At 67.1% G+C, this 22,514-nt stretch carries 16 protein-coding genes; 9 read left to right on the top strand and 7 right to left on the bottom strand.

Translation table 11 applies throughout. The annotated features are described in order from the left end of the window. Positions 1 to 13 precede the first annotated feature (13 nt). The 4 genes from BVG12_RS01360 to BVG12_RS01345 all read left to right on the top strand — a co-directional run bounded on the left by BVG12_RS01360 (position 14) and on the right by BVG12_RS01345 (position 5,062). The gene (locus BVG12_RS01360) at positions 14 to 1,195 is read left to right on the top strand and encodes a lipid-transfer protein (protein ID WP_075790823.1); all 1,182 of its coding nucleotides are present in this window, start codon (positions 14 to 16) and stop codon (positions 1,193 to 1,195) included. A 1-nt stretch (position 1,196) separates the two neighbouring features. After that, positions 1,197 to 3,332, top strand: coding sequence for a fatty acid oxidation complex subunit alpha FadB (fadB, locus tag BVG12_RS01355; RefSeq protein WP_075790822.1), 2,136 nt, complete (start codon positions 1,197 to 1,199; stop codon positions 3,330 to 3,332). A 7-nt stretch (positions 3,333 to 3,339) separates the two neighbouring features. Then, positions 3,340 to 4,215 (top strand): alpha/beta fold hydrolase, encoded by an 876-nt coding sequence (locus BVG12_RS01350; protein ID WP_075790821.1) that lies wholly within the window; start codon positions 3,340 to 3,342, stop codon positions 4,213 to 4,215. Between the two features lie 79 nt (positions 4,216 to 4,294). Then, positions 4,295 to 5,062, top strand: coding sequence for an enoyl-CoA hydratase/isomerase family protein (locus BVG12_RS01345; RefSeq protein WP_075790820.1), 768 nt, complete (start codon positions 4,295 to 4,297; stop codon positions 5,060 to 5,062). A 107-nt stretch (positions 5,063 to 5,169) separates the two neighbouring features. Here BVG12_RS01345 and BVG12_RS01340 read toward each other — a convergent pair whose 3' ends face one another. From BVG12_RS01340 to BVG12_RS01315, 6 genes are all read right to left on the bottom strand, one after another. Further along, complete coding sequence (locus tag BVG12_RS01340) at positions 5,170 to 6,384, bottom strand: acyl-CoA dehydrogenase family protein (protein WP_075790819.1); 1,215 nt, start codon at positions 6,382 to 6,384, stop codon at positions 5,170 to 5,172. 35 nt (positions 6,385 to 6,419) lie between these two features. Next, positions 6,420 to 7,541, bottom strand: coding sequence for an acyl-CoA dehydrogenase family protein (locus BVG12_RS01335; protein ID WP_075790818.1), 1,122 nt, complete (start codon positions 7,539 to 7,541; stop codon positions 6,420 to 6,422). Between the two features lie 13 nt (positions 7,542 to 7,554). After that, positions 7,555 to 9,705, bottom strand: a complete 2,151-nt coding sequence (locus tag BVG12_RS01330; protein ID WP_075791002.1) for a 3-hydroxyacyl-CoA dehydrogenase NAD-binding domain-containing protein — start codon at positions 9,703 to 9,705, stop codon at positions 7,555 to 7,557. A 34-nt stretch (positions 9,706 to 9,739) separates the two neighbouring features. Continuing rightward, positions 9,740 to 10,948: an acetyl-CoA C-acetyltransferase gene (locus tag BVG12_RS01325; RefSeq protein WP_075790817.1), complete on the bottom strand. Its 1,209-nt coding sequence runs from the start codon at positions 10,946 to 10,948 to the stop codon at positions 9,740 to 9,742. Between the two features lie 179 nt (positions 10,949 to 11,127). Beyond that, complete coding sequence (locus BVG12_RS01320) at positions 11,128 to 11,967, bottom strand: FadR/GntR family transcriptional regulator (protein ID WP_083684338.1); 840 nt, start codon at positions 11,965 to 11,967, stop codon at positions 11,128 to 11,130. A gap of 143 nt (positions 11,968 to 12,110) precedes the next feature. Then, positions 12,111 to 13,235, bottom strand: coding sequence for an NAD(P)H-dependent flavin oxidoreductase (locus BVG12_RS01315; protein WP_075790816.1), 1,125 nt, complete (start codon positions 13,233 to 13,235; stop codon positions 12,111 to 12,113). A gap of 183 nt (positions 13,236 to 13,418) precedes the next feature. Between BVG12_RS01315 and BVG12_RS01310 the strand changes: the two genes are divergently transcribed. The 5 genes from BVG12_RS01310 (at position 13,419) to BVG12_RS01290 (ending at position 19,942) form a co-directional block, all read left to right on the top strand. Next, the gene (locus BVG12_RS01310; RefSeq protein WP_075790815.1) at positions 13,419 to 15,548 is read left to right on the top strand and encodes an acetate--CoA ligase family protein; all 2,130 of its coding nucleotides are present in this window, start codon (positions 13,419 to 13,421) and stop codon (positions 15,546 to 15,548) included. Next, the gene (locus BVG12_RS01305; RefSeq protein WP_075790814.1) at positions 15,545 to 17,083 is read left to right on the top strand and encodes an acetyl-CoA acetyltransferase; all 1,539 of its coding nucleotides are present in this window, start codon (positions 15,545 to 15,547) and stop codon (positions 17,081 to 17,083) included. The genes BVG12_RS01310 and BVG12_RS01305 overlap by 4 nt, the downstream gene beginning before the upstream one ends. Next, a complete protein-coding gene (locus tag BVG12_RS01300; protein WP_229503634.1) occupies positions 17,080 to 17,898 on the top strand; it encodes an enoyl-CoA hydratase-related protein in 819 nt (272 codons plus the stop codon). Before BVG12_RS01305 ends, BVG12_RS01300 begins: the two co-directional genes overlap by 4 nt. Before the next feature lie 42 nt (positions 17,899 to 17,940). After that, positions 17,941 to 18,732 (top strand): enoyl-CoA hydratase/isomerase family protein, encoded by a 792-nt coding sequence (locus tag BVG12_RS01295; RefSeq protein WP_075790813.1) that lies wholly within the window; start codon positions 17,941 to 17,943, stop codon positions 18,730 to 18,732. 130 nt (positions 18,733 to 18,862) lie between these two features. Next, positions 18,863 to 19,942, top strand: a complete 1,080-nt coding sequence (locus tag BVG12_RS01290) for an amidohydrolase family protein (protein ID WP_075790812.1) — start codon at positions 18,863 to 18,865, stop codon at positions 19,940 to 19,942. A 294-nt stretch (positions 19,943 to 20,236) separates the two neighbouring features. Here the strand turns inward: BVG12_RS01290 and BVG12_RS01285 are convergent, their stop codons facing one another. Beyond that, positions 20,237 to 22,483 carry an acyl-CoA dehydrogenase family protein gene (locus tag BVG12_RS01285; RefSeq protein ID WP_075790811.1) on the bottom strand — a complete coding sequence of 749 codons (2,247 nt, stop codon included), beginning with the start codon at positions 22,481 to 22,483 and terminating at the stop codon, positions 20,237 to 20,239. Positions 22,484 to 22,514 lie beyond the last annotated feature (31 nt).

The following is a 22,514-nucleotide window of genomic DNA, read 5'->3' as shown; positions in this document are numbered from 1 at the left end:
GAGAGGAGCAGACATGAGCAGCAAAGCAGTGGTGGCAGGCGTCGGAATGATCCCGTTCGTGAAACCCGGCCGGAGCGCGACCTACGACGCGATGGCCGCCGAGGCGATCCGGTTGGCGCTGGCCGACGCCGGCGTCGGCTACGATACGGTGCAGCAGGTCTTCGCCGGCTATGTGTATGGCGACAGCACCTCGGGCCAGAAGGCGGTGTACCGCGCCGGCATGACCGGGGTCCCCATCTTCAACCTTAACAACAATTGCGCCACCGGATCGTCGGCGCTGTTCCTGGCGCGCCAGGCGATCGAGGCCGGCATCATCGATTGCGCGCTGGCGGTCGGCTTCGAACAGATGTCGCCGGGCGCCCTGCCGACCATCTACGCGGACCGCCCGAATCCGCTGGAGGACTGGAACCTGCAGTCCCAGCGCCTGCAGCCTGCGCTGGATGCCTATCCGGCGCCGCACCTGTTCGGCGGCGCGGGCGTCGAATACAGTGCCCGCTTCGGCACCCGTCCCGAGACGTTCGCGAAGATCTCGGAGAAGGCGCGCCGGCATGCGCAGCACAACGAGCGCGCCATCTTCCGCGACCTGGTGACGGTCGAGGAGGTCATGGCGTCACCGACTATCTACGGCGTGCTGACCAAGCTGCAATGCTGCCCGCCGACCTGCGGCGCGGCGGCGGCCATCCTGGTCAGCGAGCGTTTCGCGCGTCGCCACGGCATCGCCACCGACGTCGTCATCCTTGGCCAGGCCATGGTCACCGATTACCCGTCCACCTTCGGGGCCGACTCGATGGTCAAGGCGGTCGGCTACGACATGTCGCGCGATGCCGCCCGGAGCGTGTACGAACAGGCCGGCGTCGGCCCGGAGGACCTCGACGTGGTGGAACTGCACGACTGCTTCACGGCCAATGAGCTGATCAGCTACGAAGCCCTGGGGCTGGCGCCCGAAGGCGGCGCCGAGCAGTTCATCTGGGACGGCGACAACACGTATGGCGGGAAGGTCGTGACCAACCCGTCCGGCGGCCTGCTGTCGAAGGGCCACCCGCTGGGCGCGACCGGACTGGCGCAGTGCACCGAACTGGTCGAGCAACTGCGCGGACGCAGCGGCAAGCGCCAGGTCGACGGGGCCCGCCTGGCACTGCAACACAACATCGGCATCGGCGGCGCCTGCGTCGTCACACTGTACGGAAAGGCATGACATGTACAAAGGAACCACTCTCTCCGTCGACGTCGTCGACGGCATGGCCGGCGTCGCGGAACTGTGCTTCGACCGCCAGGGCGCATCCGTCAACAAACTCGACCGCCTGACGCTGCAAGAACTGAATGCGGCGCTCGATGCCGTTGCCGCCAACAATTCGGTGCACGGACTGCTGGTCTCGAGCGCCAAGGACAGCTTCATCGTCGGCGCCGACATCTTCGAGTTCGTCGAGATGTTCGGGAAATCCGAGGACGACCTGGCCGCCTACAACGCCGGCTGCTCCACGGTCTTCACCCGGCTCGACGACTTGCCCATCCCGACCGTGGCGGTGCTCGACGGGCTGGCGCTGGGCGGCGGCTTCGAACTCGCGCTCGCCGCCGACTACCGTGTCATGGCGGACAGCGCGCAGGTCGGGCTGCCCGAGGTCTCGCTTGGCATCTTCCCCGGCTATGGCGGCACCGTGCGCCTGCCGCGCGTGGCCGGCATGGCGACCGCGCTCGACTGGATCGTCTCGGGTGCGTCGAAGACCGCCAAGGCCGCTCTGGAGGCGCGCGCCGTCGACCAGGTGCATCCGCGCGAACAGGCGCGCGAGCAGGCGCTGACGCTGCTGCACGCCGCGATCGCCGGCGAGGAAGACTGGCGCGCGCGGCACCGGCGCCGACTGGGCGGCGTCGAATCCGACGCCGCCGCGCTCGCGCAGGCCAGGAAGACAGCTGGTCGCAACGCCCGCCATCTCCCGGCCGCGCTGGCCGCGGTTGAACTGATCGAGCGCGCTGCGGCCGAGGGCCGCGACCAGGCCCTGGCGCTGGAATCGCGCGCCTTCGCGCGCATCGCGAAAACGCAGGCCGCCTCCTCGCTGGTCGGCATCTTCCTGAACGACCAGTTCCTGAAAAAGAAAGGCAAGGAATACGCGCGGATCGCGCGACCGGTCAGGCAGGCGGCGGTGCTGGGCGCCGGCATCATGGGCGGCGGCATCGCCTACCAGAGTGCGGTGCGCGGCACCCCGGTGCTGATGAAGGACATCGCGCAGAAGCAGCTCGATATCGGCAAGAGCGAGGCGGCCAAGCTGCTCAACCGGCAGGTTGAAGGCGGCCGCATTGGGCGGGACAAGGCCGACGCGGTCCTCGCGGCGATCCGTCCGACCCTGGACTATAGCGGCTTCGGCGCGGTCGACGTCGTGATCGAGGCCGTGGTCGAGAACATGGGCCTGAAGAAGAAAGTACTCGCCGAAGTGGAAGCCCTGACCGGCAATGATGCGATCCTGGCGTCGAACACGTCGTCCCTGTCGATCGCCGAACTTGGCGCGGACCTGAGGCGCCCGCAGAACTTCGTCGGCATGCATTTCTTTAACCCGGTGCCGGTGATGCCGCTCGTCGAGGTGATCCGCGGGCCGCGGACCAGCCCGGAAGCCGTCGCCACCACGGTCGCGTATGCGGCGGCCATGGGAAAGACCCCGATCGTCGTCAAGGACGGCGCCGGCTTCCTGGTCAACCGGATCCTCACCGCCTACATCCTGGGCTTCGTGGGATTGGTCCGCGACGGCGCCGATTTCGAGCAGGTCGACGCTGCCATGGAAGCCTTCGGCTGGCCCATGGGCCCGGCCTACCTGCAGGACGTGATCGGCATGGACACGGCGTCGCACGTGGTCGAGATTATCGCCGCGGCCCATCCGGGGCGCATGGATGCGGGTGCCAACAACGCTGTCAGCCTGATGGCCGGACTGGGCCGTTTCGGCCAGAAGAACGGCATCGGATTCTATCGCTACGAGCCCGACCCGCGCGGCAAGCCGGTCAAGTCGCCGGCAGCGGACACGCATGACATCCTGTCCCGGATCCAGCCGCACGGGCGCCGCGCCTTCACGCCGGCGGAGATTGTCGAGCGCACCATGCTGCCGATGGTGATCGAGGCAGCGCTGTGCCTGGAAGACGGGGTGGCGGAATCGGCCCAGGAAGTGGACATGGCGCTGATCCTCGGCCTCGGCTTCCCGCGCCACATCGGCGGCGCGTTGCGCTATGCGGACTTCCTCGGCCTGAGGCACGTCGTCGAGCGCTGCGACGCGCTGGGCGAAGCCGATCCGCTGTATCGCCCGACCGCGCGCATGCGCGCCATGGCGGCCGCCGGACAGACCTATTTTTGACGGCGCCATGAGCATCAGCACCACCATGCAGCCGGCGTTCTACACCGGATACCAGGGCGTGCGGCTAGCGGCCGACGTCGGCGGCGATCCGTCGGCGCCGCCGGTGATCCTGTTGCACGGCGGCGGCCAGACCCGTCATTCATGGGGCAAGGCGGCGCGCGAACTGCTCGCCGCCGGCTACCACGTGCTGACGCTCGACCTGCGCGGCCACGGCGACAGCCAATGGGCGCCCGACGGCGATTACTCGATGAACGCCTTCGTGGGCGACCTTCTGGCCGTCGTGCGCACGCTGCGGCGCGCGCCGGCCCTGGTCGGCGCATCGCTGGGCGGCGCCACGTCGATGATCGCGGTCGGGGAAGCGGACGGCCCGGTGGCCAGCGCGCTGGTCCTGGTCGACGTCGTGCCGCGCATGGAGCAGCAAGGCATCGCGCGCATCCGCAATTTCATGCGCGGTAACCCGGACGGATTTGCCAATCTCGATGAGGCGGCCGCCGCCGTGACGGCCTACAACCCCACGCGCCCCCGCCCCGCCAGCAACGCTGGACTGATGAAGAACCTGCGGCGCGGCGCCGACGGCCGCTTGTACTGGCATTGGGATCCGGCGTTCCAGAATGGCAGGAGCGACCGCGGCACCGGTGCCGTGTACGACCGCATGGATGCCGCCGCCGCGCGCATCCGTATTCCCACCCTGCTCGTGCGCGGCAAGGCCAGCGAAGTCGTGAGCGAAGCTGGCGCGCGCCACCTGCACGGCCTGATGCCGCACGCGGACACCGTCGACGTCGAAGGCGCCGGCCACATGGTCGCCGGCGACAAGAACGATGCGTTCAACGGCGCGGTGCTCGGCTTCCTGGGGCGCACGCTGGGGTCGCGCCATGCCGCCTGACGGCGCCGGCGGCCGCAAGGCGCGCCCAGGGTATCTGCGGCGCGACATCGGCCGCCCTCATTCACAGAAGGAGAAATCCATGAACGATGCCGTATTGATCGAGCGCCAGGGCGCCGTCGCGGTCCTGACCATGAACCTGCCACAGCGCCGCAACGCACTCTCGCCCGCGTTGTACCAGGGGCTGGAACGCCACCTGCGTGAACTGGAGGACGATGCAAGTTGCCGCGCGATCGTCATTACCGGAGGCCCGCATTTCTGCGCCGGCGGCGAACTCGACGGCTTGAGCGACGTCGCGCTCGACATGCGCGCGGCGATGCGCACCGGACATCGCACGGTGCGCGCCATCGTCGGCGGCCGTCTGCCCGTGATCGCGGCGGTGGAAGGCGCCGCATTCGGAGCGGGCCTGTCGCTGGCCGCGGCGTGCGACTTCGTGGTGGCCGACAGCCGCAGCCGGTTCGGCGCTGTCTATGGCAAGGTCGGCCTGATGCCCGACTGGGGAGCCCTGTGGACGCTGCCGCAGCGGATCGGCCTGGCCCGCGCGCGCCGCCTGGCGATGTTCGCCGAAGTGCTGGACGGCGCCCAGGCGCACGCCATCGGGCTCGTCGATTTCCTGGCCGAGGATGGCGGCGTGCTCGACCACGCGCTGCAGCGTGCACGGCGGCTCGCCGGCGCGGCGCCCGGCGCCATCGCCGCGACCAAGGCATGCCTGGCGCGCGGTCCCCAGAGCCTGGATACGTTGCTGGACTGGGAAGCCGATACGCAGGCACTGCTGATCGGCTCGGCCGATTTCGCCGAAGGCTGTGCCGCGTTCGCCGGCAAGCGCGATCCTGTCTTCGCGGGCAAGTGATACAGTGGACGTCCGGCCGGCCATGCTCCGGTCCCGTCATGTACGGACAAAAAAACCGGGCCGGCGATTCGTATCGCCGGCCCGGTTTTTTGCGCCCCCGCCTGGCGTTATGCGCTGCCGATCTTGTTGAACGGGATGTCGCGGTCGACGCGGATGTCGGCCGGCAGGCCGAGGACGCGCTCGGCGATCACGTTGCGCAGGATCTCGTCGGTGCCTCCCGCGATGCGCAGGCCGGACGACCACATGTACCAGTAGTTGTATCGGCTGGCGGCGCTGGCGGGGCGGTTGTCGATCGCGTCGGCGCCCATCATCTCCAGCGCGAACGCACTCATGTCCTGCAGGGTCTTGGCCATCACGAGCTTGCCGATCGACGCTTCCGGCCCTGGCACGTCGCCGCGCGAGACGGCGGTCATGGCGCGCATGCGCGTGAGCGCGACCCCCTGGTCCGTCACGTAGAAGCGGGCGAGCGCTTCCTCCAGTCCGGGTGTGTCCAGCACGTCCGCCGTGCCGGCGCGCGCACGCGCCAGCTCGAGCAGATCGCCGACGCCCGGCGCCTGCGCCGGCTTGCCGCCGACCGCGAAGCGTTCGAACATCAGCGTCGTCAGCGACACCTTCCAACCGTCGCCGACCTTGCCCAGGCGCTGGCTGTCGGGGATACGCACGTCGGACAGGAACACCTCGTTGAACTCGGCATCGCCCAGCATGGTGCGGATCGGACGCACCTCCACGCCCGGCGCGCGCATGTCGATATAAAACATCGTCAGTCCCTTGTGCTTGGGGACCTCGGGATCGGTGCGCGCCAGCAGGATGCCGAATTGCGACTGGTGCGCGTACGACGTCCACACCTTCTGGCCGTTGACGACCCAGTCGTCGCCGTCGCGTACGGCGCGCGTGCGCACCCCGGCCAGGTCGGAGCCGGCCGCCGGCTCGGAAAACAGCTGGCACCACAGCTCCTCGCCGCGCATGCCGGGCTTGACGAAACGTTCCATCATCGCGGGCGTGCCGTGCGTAAAGATCGTCGGCAGGCACATGCCCATGCCGACGTGGTAGGGGATGGTCGGCAGCGAGAACCGTTCCTCTTCCTGGTGGAACAGCACGTGCTGGATCGGGGTACCGCCCTGGCCTCCGACGGCCTCGGGCCAGTGGATGCCCACGTAACCCGCGTCCGCCTTGCGGGCCTGCCAGCCGCGCGCCTTGTGCATATAGGCTTCCTCGTCCGCCGGCGTGCCGGGCGGTACCTCGAATGGCGGGGCGTTCTCGGCCAGCCAGTGGCGCACGCGTTCGCGATACGATGCTTCTTCGGGACTGTCTTTGAAATCCATCTGTGACTCCGGTATGTTGCTTGTTGGGGCGGTGGCTACGCCACGCCGACGCCGTGGGCGACGAGCGCATGGGCCAGGCGCCTCGACCACACCGCCCTGCTTCCCAGCGCGGCCGCCAGCAGGCGCGCGCGCCGGTAATACAGCTGGCAGTCGCTTTCCCAGGTAAAGCCGATGCCGCCGTGCAGCTGGACCGATTCCTCGGCGGCCGCCGTGAACGCATCGGTCGCCGCCAGCCGCGCGCCGGCCGCGCACACCGGCAGCTCGGGCACGTCGTTCAGCAAGGCCCAGGCGCCGTAGTACGCATGGCTGCGCGCCAGCTGGACCTTCACGTACAGGTCCGCCAGCTTGTGCTTGACCGCCTGGTAACCGGCGACCGGACGGCCGAACGCCTGGCGCGTCTTCACGTAGTCGATGGTCATCGCGAGCGCGGCCTCGGCACCGCCCAGCTGCTCGAACGCGTCGTACACGGCTGCGCGGTCGAGCAGGTCGCGTACGAGCCCTGCACCCTCGCCCGCGCCCCCGAGCCGCGCGGCAGGTACCCTGTCGAACGCGAGCGTGGCATGCCGGCGCACGCAGTCGATCGCCTCGACACCGGTGCGCGTGACGCCAGGCGCATCGAGATCGACCAGCCACCACCCGTAACCGTCCTCGTCGTCCGCTGCGCGCGCAGACACCACGGCGAACCCGGCGTAACTGCCCTCGGCCACCGCCGTCTTGACGCCCGTGAGCCGTCCGGCCTCGACCCGCGCCGCCGGGATCGCATCCCAGCGGCCGCCTCCCTCTTCCGCGAACGCCACCGTGGCGATGGCGCCACCCTCCGCCAGGCGTCCCAGCGTCGCACCCGCGAGCGGGTCCGCTGGACACAGCTTGAGCGCCTCGGTCGCGTGCAGCACCGAGGTCGCGAACGGAACCGGCGCCAGCGTGCGGCCCGTTTCCTCGGCCAGCACGCACAACTCGAGGGGACCCAGCCCCAATCCGCCCTGCTGTTCCGGGATCGCCGCGGCGGGCCAGCCCATGTCCACGATCTGCCGCCACAATGCCGCGTCATGGCTGGCGCCGTGGTCCAGCGCGCCGCGCGCCTTCGCCAGGCCGTCCGCCAGCAGGCGGCGCGCCTGGCGCCGCAATTCTTCCTGCTCGTCCGAAAATTCGAAGTTCATGGTGATTCCGGGCTCAGGCGGCCGACGCGGCCGGATAGAATGGTTCGCCGCGGGCGGCCCGTGCCTTCAGCCAGGCGCTGGGGCGATACCGCTCGCCGTAGCGGTCGGCCAGCTGCTCGCATTGCTCGACGAAGGTGCGGATGCCGACCGTGTCGATCAGGGAAAATACGCCGCCGGTGTAGGCCGGGAACGCAATTCCCAATACGGAGCCGACATCGCCCTCGGCCGGATCGGCGATGACGCCCTCTTCGAAGCAGCGGGCGGCCTCGAGCGACTGGATATACAGCATGCGCCGCTTCAGCTCGTCGACGGCGGGTTGTTCCGGCGCGGGCGGATAGACCGCGTCCAGGCCCGGCCACAAGGTCTTCCTGCCATCGATGTAGTCGTAGAATCCCTTGCCGTAGCGGCGGCCCTTGCGATCCAGTTCGGCCACGAATTTGTGTTGCACCGGATAGCCCGGCGGCGCGCGCCACGCTTCGCCCAGGTCGGCTTTTTCCTGGTTCATCGCGTTGTAGCCCAGTTCGATGGTCAGTTCATCCACCAGCGACAGCGGGCCGATCGGCATGCCGGCCAGCTTGGCCGCGTTGTCGATCAGCGCGGGTTTCACACCCTCGGCCAGCATGCCCATGCTTTCGGTCAGGTAGGCGCTGATGACGCGCGTGGTGAAGAAGCCGCGCGAATCCTTGACCACGATCGGCGTCTTGCGCAGCAGCTTGATGAAGTCCAATGCATGCGCCAGCGTCCGCTCCGCGGTCAGCGCGCCGGTCACCACTTCGACCAGCGGCATGCGGTCCACCGGCGAGAAGAAGTGCAGGCCGATGAAGCGCTCGGGATGCGACACGCCTTCGGCCAGGCCGGTGATCGGCAGCGACGACGTGTTGCTCGCGATGATCGCGTCCGGCGCCAGCACCTCCTGGAGCTTGCGGAACACCTGGCTCTTGACCTCGCGGTTCTCGAACACCGCTTCGACCACCAGGCCGCAGCCGGACAGTTGCGCATAGTCGGCGGTCGGGACGATGCGTGCCAGGATCCCGTCCACCTTGTCTTGCGCCATGCGGCCGCGCTGCACCAGCTTGGCATAGACGTCGGCCAGGCGCTGCTTGCCGGCCGCGGCCTGCTCCAGTGTCGCATCGACCAGCCTGACCTCCAGGCCGGCGGCGGCACACACTTGCGCGACGCCGCCACCCATCAGGCCGGCGCCGATCACGCCGACCTGCGACAGCTTGCCCGGAGGGATATCCCTGGGCCGGCGCGCCAACTTGTCGAGCTCGCCCTTGCTGACGAAGCTCGTGCGCACCATGTTGCGGGCGACCGGGTCCAGCACGAGCTTGGCGAAGTGGCAGGATTCCAGGTGCAGCGCCGCGTCCATCGGCAGCATCACGCCGCGCGCCACGACCGTCAGCAGGGCGATCGGCGCAGGATAGTTGCGTGCCGTGTCCTTGGCGATCGACGTCGCCGTCAGGTTGTACGCCGCGCCCAGGTCGACGTCGAAGAATCCCGCGCCGCCGGGCACCTGATAACCCTTGCGGTCCCAGGGCTGAACGGGATTGGCGGCCGCGACCATGGAACGCGCAACCTTGACCAGGTCGGCGCCGGCGACGTTGTCGACCAGGCCCAGCTCCTCGGCCTGGCGGACGCCGAGGACCGTCCCCTTGAGCAGGAGGGGCAATGCCTTCTGCACCCCGATCAGGCGCGGCAGACGCTGCGAACCGCCGGCACCGGGGATCAGCCCCAGCGTCACCTCGGGCAGCGCCAGGCGCACCTGGGGCGAGTCCAGCGCCACGCGCGCATGGCAGGCCAGCGCCAGCTCGAGTCCGCCGCCCATCGCGGGGCCGTTGATGGCCGCGACGAACGGCTTGCCGCTGGTTTCCAGCTTGCGCAGCAGCGGACTCATCAGCGTGGCGATACGGAATGCCTCGTCCTTGGTAAGCGGGGCCGAAAATTGCTCGACCATGGCTTTCAGGTCACCGCCGGCCATGAAGTCGGCCTTGGCGGACGTGATGACGGCACCGACCACGCCGGCGTCGCTGCCGACCCGGTCGATCACCGCCGCCAGGTCGGCGCGGAATGCCGGCGTCATCACGTTCGCCGTGCTGCCGGGCACGTCGATGGTCACGACCGCCACGCCATCGGCGCCGACTTCGAGATTGAGAGTTGTGTACATGGATTGTTCGTCGCTCAAAAGTAGTGGGGCGCGCTCACAGGCGCTCGATGACGGTGGCGGTGGCCATGCCGATGCCGACGCACAGGGACACGACGCCGTAGCGCTTGCCGCTGCGTTCCAGTTCGTCCAGCAGGGTGCCGGCCAGCATCGCGCCGGTCGCGCCCAGCGGATGTCCCATGGCGATGGCGCCACCGTTGACGTTGATGCGCTCGTGCGGGATCTCGAGCACGCGCATGTATTCCAGCACCATCGACGCGAAGGCTTCGTTCAGTTCGAACAGGTCGATGTCGGCCAGGGTCAGTCCGGCATTGCGCAGCGCCTTGCGGGTCGCCTCGGCGGGACCGGTCAGCATGATGGTCGGCTCCGAACCGACCGACGCGAACGCGACGATCCGGCCGCGCGGTTTCAGGCCCAGCTGCTCGCCGATGGCGCGACTGCCGACCAGCACGCCGGCGGCGCCGTCCACGATGCCGCTCGAATTGCCGCCGGTGTGCACGTGCTTGATCTCGAGCAGGTCAGGATAGCGCTGCAGGGCGATGGCGTCGTAGCCTCCTTTTTCCCCCATCAGCGCGAAGGCCGGCTCCAGCTTGGCGAGATCGTCGAGCGTGGTACCCGGACGCATGTGCTCGTCGCGCCGCAGCACGGGGAAGCCCAGATCGTCCGTCACCGGAATCACGGACCGGTCGAAATAGCCCTGGTCCCAGGCATGCGCGGCGCGCCGCTGGCTCGCCACCGCATAACCGTCGATATCGTTGCGCGTGAATCCCGAACGGGTCGCGATCAGGTCTGCACCGATGCCCTGAGGCGCAAAATACGTCCGGTAGATCACCGATGGGTCGCGCGCCCAGGCCCCGCCCTGCGATCCCATCGGCACGCGCGACATCGATTCGACGCCGCCGCCGACCACCAGTTGCGATTGGCCGGACATCACCTGCGCGGCTGCCATGTTGACGGCATCCAGCCCCGACGAACAGAAGCGATCCAGCTGCATGCCCGGCACCGATTCCGAATAACCCGCGATCAGCGCGGCCGGACGGGCGATATCGCATCCCTGCTCGCCCACCGGCGTGACGACGCCCAGCACGACGTCGTCGACGAGAGCGCTGTCGAGGTCGCTCCGGTCGCGCAGCGCGCCCAACACCTGCGCCGCGAGTTCGATGGGCGGTATCTGGTGCAGTGCGCCGTTCGCCCTGCCACGCCCGCGCGGGGTGCGAACGTGATCGTAAATGTATGCCTCTGCCATGCTATCTCCCTTGGTCTTGGCCTTCGTCCAATGCGGGCAGGCTGAATGCCGGCCCAATTACATTAATCATATCAATGATTAATGTTTTTGGAAAGCATATCCGGTCCATAGGCGGTAAACGACAACGGGGCCTGCACGGCATCGTGCAGGCCCCGTCGGGCTGGGCCGGATCGACCGGTTCAGTCCGGGAACAGTTCGAGGATCTTCATGCCTTCGAAACCGGTCAACCATGTTTTGTAGGCCATTTCGCTATGGGCACGCCAGTGAGCGGCGGCCCCGTCGGAATCATGCGCCTCGATGAGGTCGATCATCTTCTTGTGCGATTTCAGGCCCTTGGCCGCGAACTCGAGGTTCCCCGCCTTGTCTTTTTGCTGGCGCCTCTGCGTCACTACCATCGTCTGGTAACGCTTGACGACCTCGTTGAGCGCACGCACCAGGTGTATCAGCGGACGGTTGTTCGACAACTCGACGAGGGTGCTGTGGAACGCGACGAGTGCGGTCGCGAAAGCCTGCGGATCGCTGAGCGCTGCGTGCTCGTCGTCCAGACGTGCACGCAGCGTCTCGATGTCCGCCGAGGTGGCACGGCCGGCCAGTTGGCGAACCACGCTGGGCTCGAAGAAGTTCCGGGCCAGATAGACCTCGTCGATGGTCGTCTCTTCCGACTGCAGCACCAGCAGAAGATAGTACGAAATCAGGTTCGCATCCGGCTCGTGGACGACGGCGCCGCCACGTGCGCCGCGCGCGACCGATACCAGCTTTTCGGTTTCGAGGATACGGAAAGCTTCCCGGATGGTAGGACGGGAGACCCCGAACTCTTCCATCAAACGCGACTCGGAGGGCAGCAGGTCGCCTTCGTTCAACTCTCCCCGGACAATCTGCTTGCGGATGTTGTGCGCCACGATTTCCGAAGCTTTGGGAATGTGCAGCGTTTTCTTGGCAACAGCGGCGACGGCAGGCTTGTCGACCGGCTGGGCTGCGGCAATCGGTTTCGCTGCTTTTGCAGCGGTCGTAGTACTCATTGGATATCTTTCTGTGACACGGATTAGGAGTTTCGCCCTATATAACATTTTGGCGAAAACTTTGCAATCATTATAATCATTGCCGCGCGTTCAGTTTACGCTTTTGCCGACTCGAATGGAGGGCCAACGCACGGCGGCCCTGATCATGTCGTCAGAAGCGCATGCAGGCGCTCGGTCGCTTCGACGAATTCGGTCAGCATGTCGTACACAATTGTGCGTACACTTTGTTCTTCGTGCATGTCGCCAACAATCTGTCCAACCGGGTAGGTCGCGAACTCGCGCGCGGCCTCGCGGTCACGGTCGATACGCAGTTTCGCTTCCGCGACCAGGATCGACTGGAACGGCATCGGTAGCGGCTCCGGAGCGTCCGGTTGCTCCCATGCCTCCGTGAATTTGCTCTTCAAGACGCGACAGGGCTTGCCCGAGATACTCCTGCTCTGGACGGCGTCCTCGGAGCCGGCGGCAAACAGGCGCTCCTTGATCTCCGGCGTGACTTCGCTGCCGGTCGTTCCCAGCCAGATCGAACCGCACCACACGCCGGACGCCCCCAACGCCAGCGCCGCCGCCATCTGGCGCCCCCGTCCGATGCCGCCCGCGGCCAGTACGGGTCCCGGCGCGAATGCATCCACCACCTGCGGCCACAGCACCATCGACGTGACACTGCCGGTATGGCCGCCCGCCTCCATGCCCTGTGCGATCAGCAGGTCGACGCCCGCTTCCTTCTGCGCAGCCACATGCCCCAGCTTGCCCACTATCGACCCGACCTTGATGCCGTTGGCGTGCGCGCGCTCGACGAGGTGCCTGGGTGGCGCACCAAGGGCGTTCACCAGCAATTTGACGTTTGCGTGGCGAAACGCGACGTCCACCAACATCTCACTCTCGGCAGGCGTCATCTGGATCTGCGCCACCTTGGACCCAACAATCCTCTTGGCTTCCGTTTCCGGCAGCGGGGCAATACCCGCATAGTCGCAAATGCCACGGACGAAGTCGAAGTGGGCCTTGGGGAGAATCGACTCGAGATCGAGCTTTTTGGCGGGCGCCACCTTTTCGTAGTTATTCGGCATCAGGATGTCGATGCCGTAAGGCTTCCCGCCAATATGCTCATCGATCCAGTTCAGTTCGACCTCCAATTGCTCGGCGGTGAACCCCGCTGCCCCGAGCACGCCCATGCCGCCGGCACGCGACACCGCGACGACAACGTCGCGGCAGTGGGAAAAAGCAAAAAGGGGCAGGTCAATGCCCAGCATTTCACAAACCTGGGTCCGCATGATGTCTCCTCGTTCTGATTCCAGTCGAGTCTGTTTGAGTGTGGGTCCTCCGGTCCATATCGTTGCCAGAGGTATCGCGTCGGACGGCCGGACTGCAACCGTTACTTGCGCATATTAATATTAATCATTAAGATAATTAGACACAACTGAATAATTTTGGACAGCGCAACTGAGGAGATAACGGTGACGACTTCCCATTCGTCCGGGCGCAAGCGCGACCTGGCGGCATTTTTCAATCCCCGCAGCATTGCCATGGTAGGCGCCTCCGAGCGCTCGTCCTGGTCGATCGGCGTTGCCGGGCGTTTCCGCGACTACGGCTATGCCGGCAAGGTATTCGCGGTCAACCGCAACGGCAACGACGCGCACGGCTATCCTGGCTTCAAGTCGTGCAAGGACATCGGCGAACCGGTCGACTTCGCGTACCTGATGGTGCCGGCCGAGGTCACGCTCGATGCGCTGGCCGACGCCGCCGACGCCGGAATCAAGCACGTCTCCATCCTGACCTCGGGCTTCGCCGAAACCGGTGACGCCGGCGTCGAGATCCAGGACAGGCTCCTGGCCTACGCCGAGGAGCGGGGCATCACCTTCATGGGCCCGAATTCCCTGGGCTTCGCGAATATTTCGAAGCGCACCATGGCGACCTCGATCCCGACCCGGCTCCCGGTGCTCGACGGCAGCGTCGCCCTGCTGTCGCAGAGCGGCGCGGTGGTCGCCGAGGTGTGCAAATTCGCGCACCAGCAAGGCGTCGGCCTGAGCTTCGTCGCCGCGACCGGCAACGAGGCCCAGTTGGGACTGACGGACGTGATGGACTATCTGGTGGACGACCCCGCGACCCGTGTGATCGGCGTGTTCGCCGAATCGATCCGCGATCCGCAGGCGTTTCGCGCCGCCGCGCGGCGTGCGCTGGCGGCGCGCAAGCCCATCGTCATCCAGAAGGTCGGCAAGAGCGACATCAGCGCGGCGATCGCCCAGGCGCATACCGGATCGCTGGTCGGCGACGACAAGGTGTTCGATGCCGTGTGCCGGCAGTTCGGCGTGATCCGCGTCGAGTCGATCGAAGAGCTGGTGGCGACTTGCGACCTGATGTCGCGCATGCCTCCCCTGGCCCAGCCGGGCATCGGCGTAGTGTCGATCTCGGGCGGCGCATGCGGCATGTTCGCCGACCAGGCGCAGGCCGCTGGCGTCGTTCTGGAACAGTTCACGCCGCAAACCCAGGCACGGCTCAAGGAAGTGCTGCCGGAATTTGCCTCCAGCCTGAACCCGCTGGACATCACCGGCGCCGTGTTTCGTGCTCCCGAGATCTGGGAAAAAACACTGCCGGTCGTGGCCAGCGACCCCAAGGTCGGCATGGTGGCGATCATCAATTTCATGCCGGCGACAGAAAAGGAACTGGCGGGGTTGCGCGAGACCGTGATGGCGATGGGGCGCGGCTTTGCCGCCTGCGGCAAGCCCGGCATCGTCGTACTGCCGACCTCGCAACCGGTGGGCGCTGTGATGACCGGTATCGTCAAGGAGGCCGGGTTACCGGGCCTGGGGTTCGGCACCCAGCTGACGGTACGCGCAATTGCCGGCCTCGTGCAATGGTCGGCCCGGGTGGCCAACCCGGAAACGACGGCAACCGCGCATCCGGCCGAATCCGCGCCGGCATCGGCCGTCCGCCCCGGCACGGAACGCGAAGTCCTGGACTTCCTCGCATCGCGCGACGTGCCCGTGATCCCCGCCAAGGTGTCGCGCAGCGCCGCCGAAGCGGTGGCATTCGCGCGCGACATTGGCGGCAAGCTGGCCCTGAAGATCCTGTCGGCCGACATCCAGCACAAGACCGAGGTCGGCGGCGTGAAGTTGAACGTGGAAGGCGACGACGCGGTGACGGCGGCCTGGAACGCCATCGACGCTTCGGTGCGACAGCACTGTCCGCAAGCCGCCATCGACGGCATCATCGTCTCGCCAATGCGGTCGAGCGGCGTCGAACTGTTCGTCGGTACCGCGCGCGATCCGCACTGGGGTCCGGTACTGGCCGTGGGCCTGGGCGGGGTCTGGGTCGAAGTCATGGCCGACACGGCGGTGCGTCCGCTGCCGGTCACGCCCGCCGACGTCAAGGACATGCTGGGCAGCCTGCGCGGCGCCAGGCTGCTACAGGGGTTCCGCGGCAGCAAGCCGGCGGACCTGGATGCGGTCGCGCAGGCGGTGGCGCGCATCGGCGACGCCGCGCTCGCTCTGGGTCCGGATCTGCTCTCGCTCGAGATCAACCCGCTGCTGGTCGACGGCGATCGCGTCGAGGCGCTGGATGGCCTGTGCGTATGGAGCCAGGCATGACGACGCACCTTGCCGCCATCGACGACAGCCGTGCGGAACGTGTGCCCGTCATCATCGGCATCGGCGAGGTGACGGAACGGGTGCAGCCTGAGCAGATCGGCCGCGAGCCTTTGGCCCTCGTCGCCGAAGCGATCCGGATCGCCCTGCAGGACAGCGGTGCGCCTCCCGGCGCGGCGCTGGCCGACAGCATCGGCGCACTCGAGCTCGTCAATCAGATGGGTTGGCGTTACGAGGACCTGGCACGCAGCGCCGCAGACGCCGCGGGACTGCATGCCGCCCACGCGAGACAGAGTCCGGTGGGCGGCAACATGCCGACGAAGCTGCTGGGCGACCTCGCCCAGCGCATTGCGGCGGGCGAACTGGTCGCGGGCCTGGTCTGCGGCGTCGAAGCGACGGCCTCGCTGGCGAACGCGGGCAAGCTGAAGCAGGCGCCACCCTGGACACCGCAGCCGCCGGCCGCACAGGGCGTGCGCCGGCCAGACTTCTTCCATCCGGAATTACTGAAATACGAACTGTTCGCGCCGGTCGACGTCTACCCGTTCTACGACAACGCTCTGCGCGCGCACTGGCAGCAGAGCTACGCCGAGGCGCAGGCCGAATCCGGGCAGATCGGTGCGCTCATGGCCCAGGCCGCCGCTTCCAATCCCTACGCCTGGCTGCCGCAAGCGCGCGACGCCGCGGAAGTGGCGACGCCGTCTCCGGCCAACCGCATGGTGGGCCACCCCTACACCAAGTGGATGGTCGCGAATCCGATGGTGAACCAGGCCTCGGCCGTAGTGGTCACCAGCCTGGCGCATGCGCGCCGGCTGGGCATACCGGACAGCCAGGTCGTATTCGTGTGGGGCGGCGCCGGTGGCGCGGAACCGCGCGACATCCTCGGTCGCGTCAGGTTCACCGAGGCACCGGCCATGGAAGCGGTCCTGCGGCGCACGCTACACGTCAACAGCCTGGACGCGCGCGACATCGACTTGCTGGAACTGTACAGCTGCTTCCCTTGCGTGCCCAAGCTGGCACGGCGGGTACTGGGCGTGCCGGCGGACCGGCCGTTGTCGGTGACCGGCGGTCTCGTCTTCTTCGGTGCCCCGGTCAACAACTACATGGGCCACGCCATCTGTGCCATGGTACGCGCGCTGCGCAGCGGCCAGGGCCGGACCGGCCTGTTGTACGGTAACGGCGAATATGTCACCAAGCACCATGCGCTGGTGCTGGCCGACCGCCCCGCCCCGGAACTCGTCTCGGTGCGCAACCTCGACCTGCAGGACGAACTGGACACCATGGTGCGCGGCGTGCCTGCCGTGGAGACCGCTTACAACGGCCCCTCGCGGATCGAGACCTACACCGTCAAATATGGCCGTGACGGCACGCCGGAACGCGGCATCGTCATCGGCCGCACCACCGGCGGCAAGCGCCACCTGGCGCGTGTGACCGATGCTGCCGCGCTGGCCGCGCTGGTCTCGCCCTCGCACGAGGCCGTCGGCCTGGCCGGGCAGGCGCGCACGCGCGAGGATGGCTACACTTATTGGGAGCAGGCATGAACAACGAAGTCAACATCGGGTCGACCATGACATCTGAAGACAGCGTGCTGTACGAGCAGGTTGGCGAGCACATCGCCGTGGTCACGCTTAACCGGCCTCAAGCGCGCAACGCCATCAACCCGGAAGTCGCGCAGGCGCTGCATCGTATTCGCGAACAGATCGACGCAGACGAGCGGATCCGCGTCGCCATCCTGACCGGCAGCGGCACCGGGGTGTTCTGCGCCGGCGCCGACCTGAAGGCCGTGACGACCGGCCGCGCCGGCGCGTCCGGCCTCTCGACCGAGGGTGGCGGCTTCGCAGGTTTCGTCAAGGCGCGCCGCGCCAAGCCCTGGATCGCAGCGGTGCGCGGCAAGGCTTACGGCGGCGGCTTCGAACTGGTGCTCGCCTGCGATCTTGCCGTGGCTGGGCAGAGCGCCCAGTTCGCGCTGCCGGAAGCGAAGATCGGCGTGCTCGCGGCTGCCGGTGGCGCATTTCGTATCGCGCAGCTGCTGCCGCGTGCCCTGGCCAACGAGATCCTGGTGACCGGCAACGCGATCTCGGCGGGCCGGGCGTACGACCTCGGCCTGCTCAATCGCGTCGTCGACGACGAGGAGGTATTGGCGGAAGCGCTGCGGCTCGCCGCCGACATCGTCAAGAACGCGCCGTTGTCGGTCAAGGCGTCGCTGGACATCGTGCGCGCCGCGGCCAGCCCGGGCGAGGACGCCATGTGGCAGATCAATGACGAGTGGGCTCAGCGCATCGTCCATAGCGAAGACGCCAAAGAAGGACCGCGGGCGTTCCTGGAAAAACGCGCACCAAGGTGGGCTGGCCGCTAGGCCGGCGCCCACCGAATCGAAAAAGCATCCTGGAGATACCAGATGGACTACAACACGATCCTGTACGAGGTGACGCCCGACCGCGTCGCCACCGTTACCATCAACCGACCCAAGGCATTCAACTCCTTTACGGTGGAAATGCGGCGCGAATTCGAACATGTCTGGCAACGCATCAAAGAGGACCCGGCCGTCCACGCGGTCGTCCTGCGGGCAGCGCCCGGCAAGGCATTCTCGACCGGTGCCGACGTCAAACTGAACACGCCTGCCATCATTACCGGTTCCGAGAACGTCTGGGACCAGTCCGACCCCGGCGAGAGCCTCGGCCCCAAGGCGAACCGGCTCTGGAAACCCGTGGTGACGGCGGTGCACGGCCTGTGCTGTGCCGGGGCATTCTACTGGCTCAACGAAAGCGACATCGTCATCTGTTCCGACGATGCGCAATTCTTCGATCCGCACGTTTCCTACGGGATGGTCTGCGCCGTCGAACCGATCGGCCTCGCGCGCCGGCTCCCGCTGCAGGAAGTATTGCGCATCGCCCTGCTCGGCAACGACGAACGCATCAGCGCGGCGACCGCGCTGCGTATCGGCCTGGTGAGCGAAGTCACGTCGCTGGATACCCTCTGGGAGCGGGCCCACACCCTGGCCGCCAAGATCGCCACCAAACCCACCGCCGTCATCCAGGGCACGGTGCGGGCGATCTGGGAATCGCTCGACCTGCCGCGCACGACGGCGATCTCGAATGCGCTCAAGTACTGCCAGCTGGGATACAACCTGCCGGAACAGGCCGACGTGGCCGAATTGGCGAAGCAGCCTCGCACGTACGAGGTGCGCTGAGCGGCGTGGCGGCAGCCGGCCGCTGTGCCGCCGCCCGCGCATAATCATATATATCTTTACATTCATTTATAGGTATGTGAGAATATTCCGGCAACCTCACATCCGGGGATGACACCAACAGGAGACCCTCATGTCACGTTTTGTATTCAGCGCCGATTCCCACATCAGCGAGCCCGCCAAGATCTATCTCGAGAAACTGCCTGCGTCGATGCACCACCTGGCGCTGCGTACGGACAAGCAGGAGAAGACCTTCATGGTCAAGATGGGCGACACCGTCCTTCTGAAGCTCCAGCTGGGCGACGGCTTCTCCGGTTCGCCGCGCCACGGTTCGAACGACCTGGTATTGCGCCGCAAGGACATGGAACTCGACGGCATCGACGCTGAAGTCCTGTTCCCCAATCTCGCCCTGATGCTGTACAACATCCCCGACTGGGAAATCGAACTGGCCACCGCCCAGATCTACAACGACTGGTGCATTGCCCACGTGGAAGGCCACCGCGACGCATTCGTGCCGACCGCCGTACTGCCTGTGGGCAAGCTGTCGGAAACACTCAACGAGTTCAAGCGCATCGCCGCGCTGGGCTACACCGCCGCGATGCTGCCCGTCGTGACACCGAAGGACGTGCCGCGCTATAACAGCGAGGAATGGGATCCGATCTTCGCCTTCGCTGCGGCCGCGCGCATTCCCCTGATCTATCATACGGGTACCGGTCTGGCTGACGTCGTCGTCGAGCGTGGTCCGGGTGCCGCCATCTTCAACTATACGCGCCAGATCAGCGACGCGATGGACACGTTCAGCCTGCTGATCGCCGGAGGCGTGCTGGACCGCAACCCCGAAGCGAAGGTGGTCGCGATCGAGTCAGGCGCCTCGTGGCTGGGCGCCCTCGGCGAGCGCATGGATGAAGTGGCGCGCGCCCACGATTTCTATGTGCGCCCGAAGCTCAAACGTGCGCCGAGCCAGATCATCCGTGACCAGATCGCCTGCTCCTTCCAGTTCGACCGCGCGGGGATCATGGCGCGCCACGTCACCGGCACGCAGGCGTTGCTCTGGGCGTCCGACTATCCGCATATGGAAGGCACCTTCCCGAATTCGCGTGACGTGCTGGGCAAGCTGTTCGACGGCATCGACATCAGCGAGGAAGAAAAAGCCGCGATTGTCGGCGGCAACGCAGCGCGCCTGTTCCGCCTGGACCGCGCTGGCGCCGCGTAACCCTGCAGCAAGCCCGCCCGGGCCGCCCTCCGGCCCCTCCGGGCAGTTTCGCCCATCGAACGCAACAGTCTTCCCTTCCCTGCTGCATCCTGGATACGCGCTGTCCGCAACACCCAACCAAGCCCACGGTACGTCCGCACAGTCGCCGCGCCGCTCTGCGTCCATCCTGCAAACCCGATTGCCTCGGCGCGTCGGTTTCGTCGCACTGACGGCGGGCCAAAAAAAAGCCGCCAGGTCCCGAAGAGGCTTGGCGGCAAATGGAGGAATAGAAGTGTTCGCTGATGCGCTTCGCCCTCAGCGGGGAAGATCGAGCCCTCGCTGCGCGATCAGGGTGCGCTGGATTTCATTGGTGCCGCCGCCGACCACGATCATGATCGAATGGCGCAGCATATGCTCCAGGCGCCCATCCGTGATGGCGCCGAGCGCGCCCTGGCTGAGCGTCGCTCCCGTGCCGAGCATATCCAGCGCGGCTTCACCCAGGCGCTGCATCAACTCGCCGCTGAACACCTTGCTCATCGCCGCTTCCCAGGTCGCGACCTGGCCTTGCTCGGCCATCGCGACGCTGCGCGTCAGCAGTTGGCGCGCCGCTTCGATTTCCGCGGCCAGCGTGCCGATCCGGTCGGCCGCAACCGGATCGATCGTACCCGCCGCACGCAGCGCCGCGACGACCTGCTCGAAGGCGGCACGCGCCGCCGCGACGAAGCCGCCCATCACGATACGCTCGGTCGCCAGTGCCGCGGTCAGGATCGCCCAGCCCTGGTTGACTTCGCCGACCAGGGCGGTGGCCGGAACCCGGACGTTGTCGAGGAACTCGGTGCAGAACGTATGCCCATACATGGCCATCGACGGTCGGATCGTGATGCCGGGTGTATTCATGGGCACGATGAACACGCTGATTCCGGCATGCTTCGGTTTCGCATCCGGATCGGTGCGCGCGGCCAGCCACATGTAATCGGCATACTCGGCACCGGTGGTCCACAACTTCTGGCCGTTGATGACCCATTCGTCGCCATCGCGCACGGCGGTGGTCTTCAGCGCCACCAGGTCGGAACCCGCTTCCGGCTCGCTGTAGCCAAGGCAGAATGTGATCTCGCCGCGCGCGATACGCGGCAGGAATTCGTCCTTCTGCTGTTGCGTGCCATAGGTCATCAGCGCATGGGCCTGGATACCGCCACGGCTGTTCGGGGCACCCGCCAGCTGGCATTCCTCGATGAACGCCAGTTGCTCGAACGGCGTGCGGGCCTGTCCGCCGTACTCCTTGGGCCAGCTCAGCGTATTCCAGCCCTGCTCGCCCAGGCGCCGCGCGTACTCCGGGTCGTAGCCACGCTTCTCGGGCGGCAGCTCTTGCTGCACGAGCTTGCGGTCCGTGGTCCAGTTGTCTGCGATCCACGCCCGTACCTCCTGCCGGAAAGCATTGCCGACCTCGCCCAGATCGTATTCGGGCAACGGCGTGCCGTCACGGAGGAGCCATTGCGCCAGCTCCGCACGTGCGCGTTGCACGCCGCCGCAACGCACGAGATCCCCATGCGTCCGGCGGAAATGGCGCGGCGCTTCGTGTTCCTCGGCATATCCGATCGCGGCAAAGACATGATGCGTCTCCAGCGATACCTGGCGCAGCGCCGGACCGGAAAACGCCAGCGCAGCGGATGCGTAATAGCGCCAATCGCTGCCGCCGCGGTCGCGGCTGGCGGCCGCATTGTCCAGTGTCAGCCGCGCGCCATCCAGCCGGGTCAGGCAATCCGCCAGCTTGTGCTGTACCGCCTGGAAGCGGCCGATCGGTTGACCGAACTGCTTGCGCTCGCGTGCGTGTTGCAGGACCAGATCGAACCCCCTGCCTGCTGCGCCCAATGCACGGGCCAGCAGGCTCAAACGCACGACGAGACCCGCCTCATCCAACGCCGCGGAAGTCACCTCCACAACTGTTGCGGGCGCGTTGTCGAAGTGCAGCTGCGCGAGCGGTGGGACTGACAGGCCGGGTGTCGATACCACGGTAACCCCGGCCGCGTCGGCCTCGACGATCGCGATCACCGGTGTCCCGTCGGCACGTTCGGCTCGGACCAGCAGGTGCGTGGCCCCGGCCGCGCCTTCCGCGAAGGCCAGCTCGCCTTGCAGGCTTGCGTCGCGCAGCACGGCGCGACCGGCACGTGCGTCGCCATCGTCGGCGCCCAGCGCCAGGCCCAGCCTGGCTTTGCCGGCTTCCACAGCGTCCAGCAGGGCATCGACTTCAGCGTCGGCGCCACGCCCCAGCAGCATGTTGGCAACCACGGCGGCCGTGACGGGCGCCGGACAGGCCGCGCGCCCCAGTTCTTCCATCGCAACCAGTACTTCGCGCAAGCCGCCATAACCTTGCTCGCCGCCCAGCGCGAGCACGCCGAGCGATCCGAGCCGCAGCGTGATCGCCGCGACAGCCGCCGGATCGGCGGCGTGGTCCAGTGCGCGGTCGGCCGGCCAATGCTCGGCCAGCATATTGCGCAGACTATCGCGTAGCAGCGCGCGGTCTGCGTCAGTTGTCTGGCTGGCCGGGTGAAGCAGTGCATTCATGAATGTCTCCGTCTGGATGAGCGATCCCGAA

Origin of the sequence: Massilia putida, from assembly GCF_001941825.1 — a bacterium.
GTDB classification, from domain to species: domain Bacteria; phylum Pseudomonadota; class Gammaproteobacteria; order Burkholderiales; family Burkholderiaceae_D; genus Telluria; species Telluria putida.
The sequence above is the reverse complement of the archived record's forward strand: the minus strand, read 5'-3'. Positions and strand labels throughout refer to the sequence as shown.

Coding starts and splice junctions, on each gene's coding strand:
- BVG12_RS01360 (WP_075790823.1), top strand. CDS start 14: ATGAGCAGCAAAGCAGTGGTGGCAGGCGTCGGAATGATCCCGTTCGTG.
- fadB (WP_075790822.1), top strand. CDS start 1,197: ATGTACAAAGGAACCACTCTCTCCGTCGACGTCGTCGACGGCATGGCC.
- BVG12_RS01350 (WP_075790821.1), top strand. CDS start 3,340: ATGAGCATCAGCACCACCATGCAGCCGGCGTTCTACACCGGATACCAG.
- BVG12_RS01345 (WP_075790820.1), top strand. CDS start 4,295: ATGAACGATGCCGTATTGATCGAGCGCCAGGGCGCCGTCGCGGTCCTG.
- BVG12_RS01340 (WP_075790819.1), bottom strand. CDS start 6,384: ATGGATTTCAAAGACAGTCCCGAAGAAGCATCGTATCGCGAACGCGTG.
- BVG12_RS01335 (WP_075790818.1), bottom strand. CDS start 7,541: ATGAACTTCGAATTTTCGGACGAGCAGGAAGAATTGCGGCGCCAGGCG.
- BVG12_RS01330 (WP_075791002.1), bottom strand. CDS start 9,705: ATGTACACAACTCTCAATCTCGAAGTCGGCGCCGATGGCGTGGCGGTC.
- BVG12_RS01325 (WP_075790817.1), bottom strand. CDS start 10,948: ATGGCAGAGGCATACATTTACGATCACGTTCGCACCCCGCGCGGGCGT.
- BVG12_RS01320 (WP_083684338.1), bottom strand. CDS start 11,967: ATGAGTACTACGACCGCTGCAAAAGCAGCGAAACCGATTGCCGCAGCC.
- BVG12_RS01315 (WP_075790816.1), bottom strand. CDS start 13,235: ATGCGGACCCAGGTTTGTGAAATGCTGGGCATTGACCTGCCCCTTTTT.
- BVG12_RS01305 (WP_075790814.1), top strand. CDS start 15,545: ATGACGACGCACCTTGCCGCCATCGACGACAGCCGTGCGGAACGTGTG.
- BVG12_RS01300 (WP_229503634.1), top strand. CDS start 17,080: ATGAACAACGAAGTCAACATCGGGTCGACCATGACATCTGAAGACAGC.
- BVG12_RS01295 (WP_075790813.1), top strand. CDS start 17,941: ATGGACTACAACACGATCCTGTACGAGGTGACGCCCGACCGCGTCGCC.
- BVG12_RS01290 (WP_075790812.1), top strand. CDS start 18,863: ATGTCACGTTTTGTATTCAGCGCCGATTCCCACATCAGCGAGCCCGCC.
- BVG12_RS01285 (WP_075790811.1), bottom strand. CDS start 22,483: ATGAATGCACTGCTTCACCCGGCCAGCCAGACAACTGACGCAGACCGC.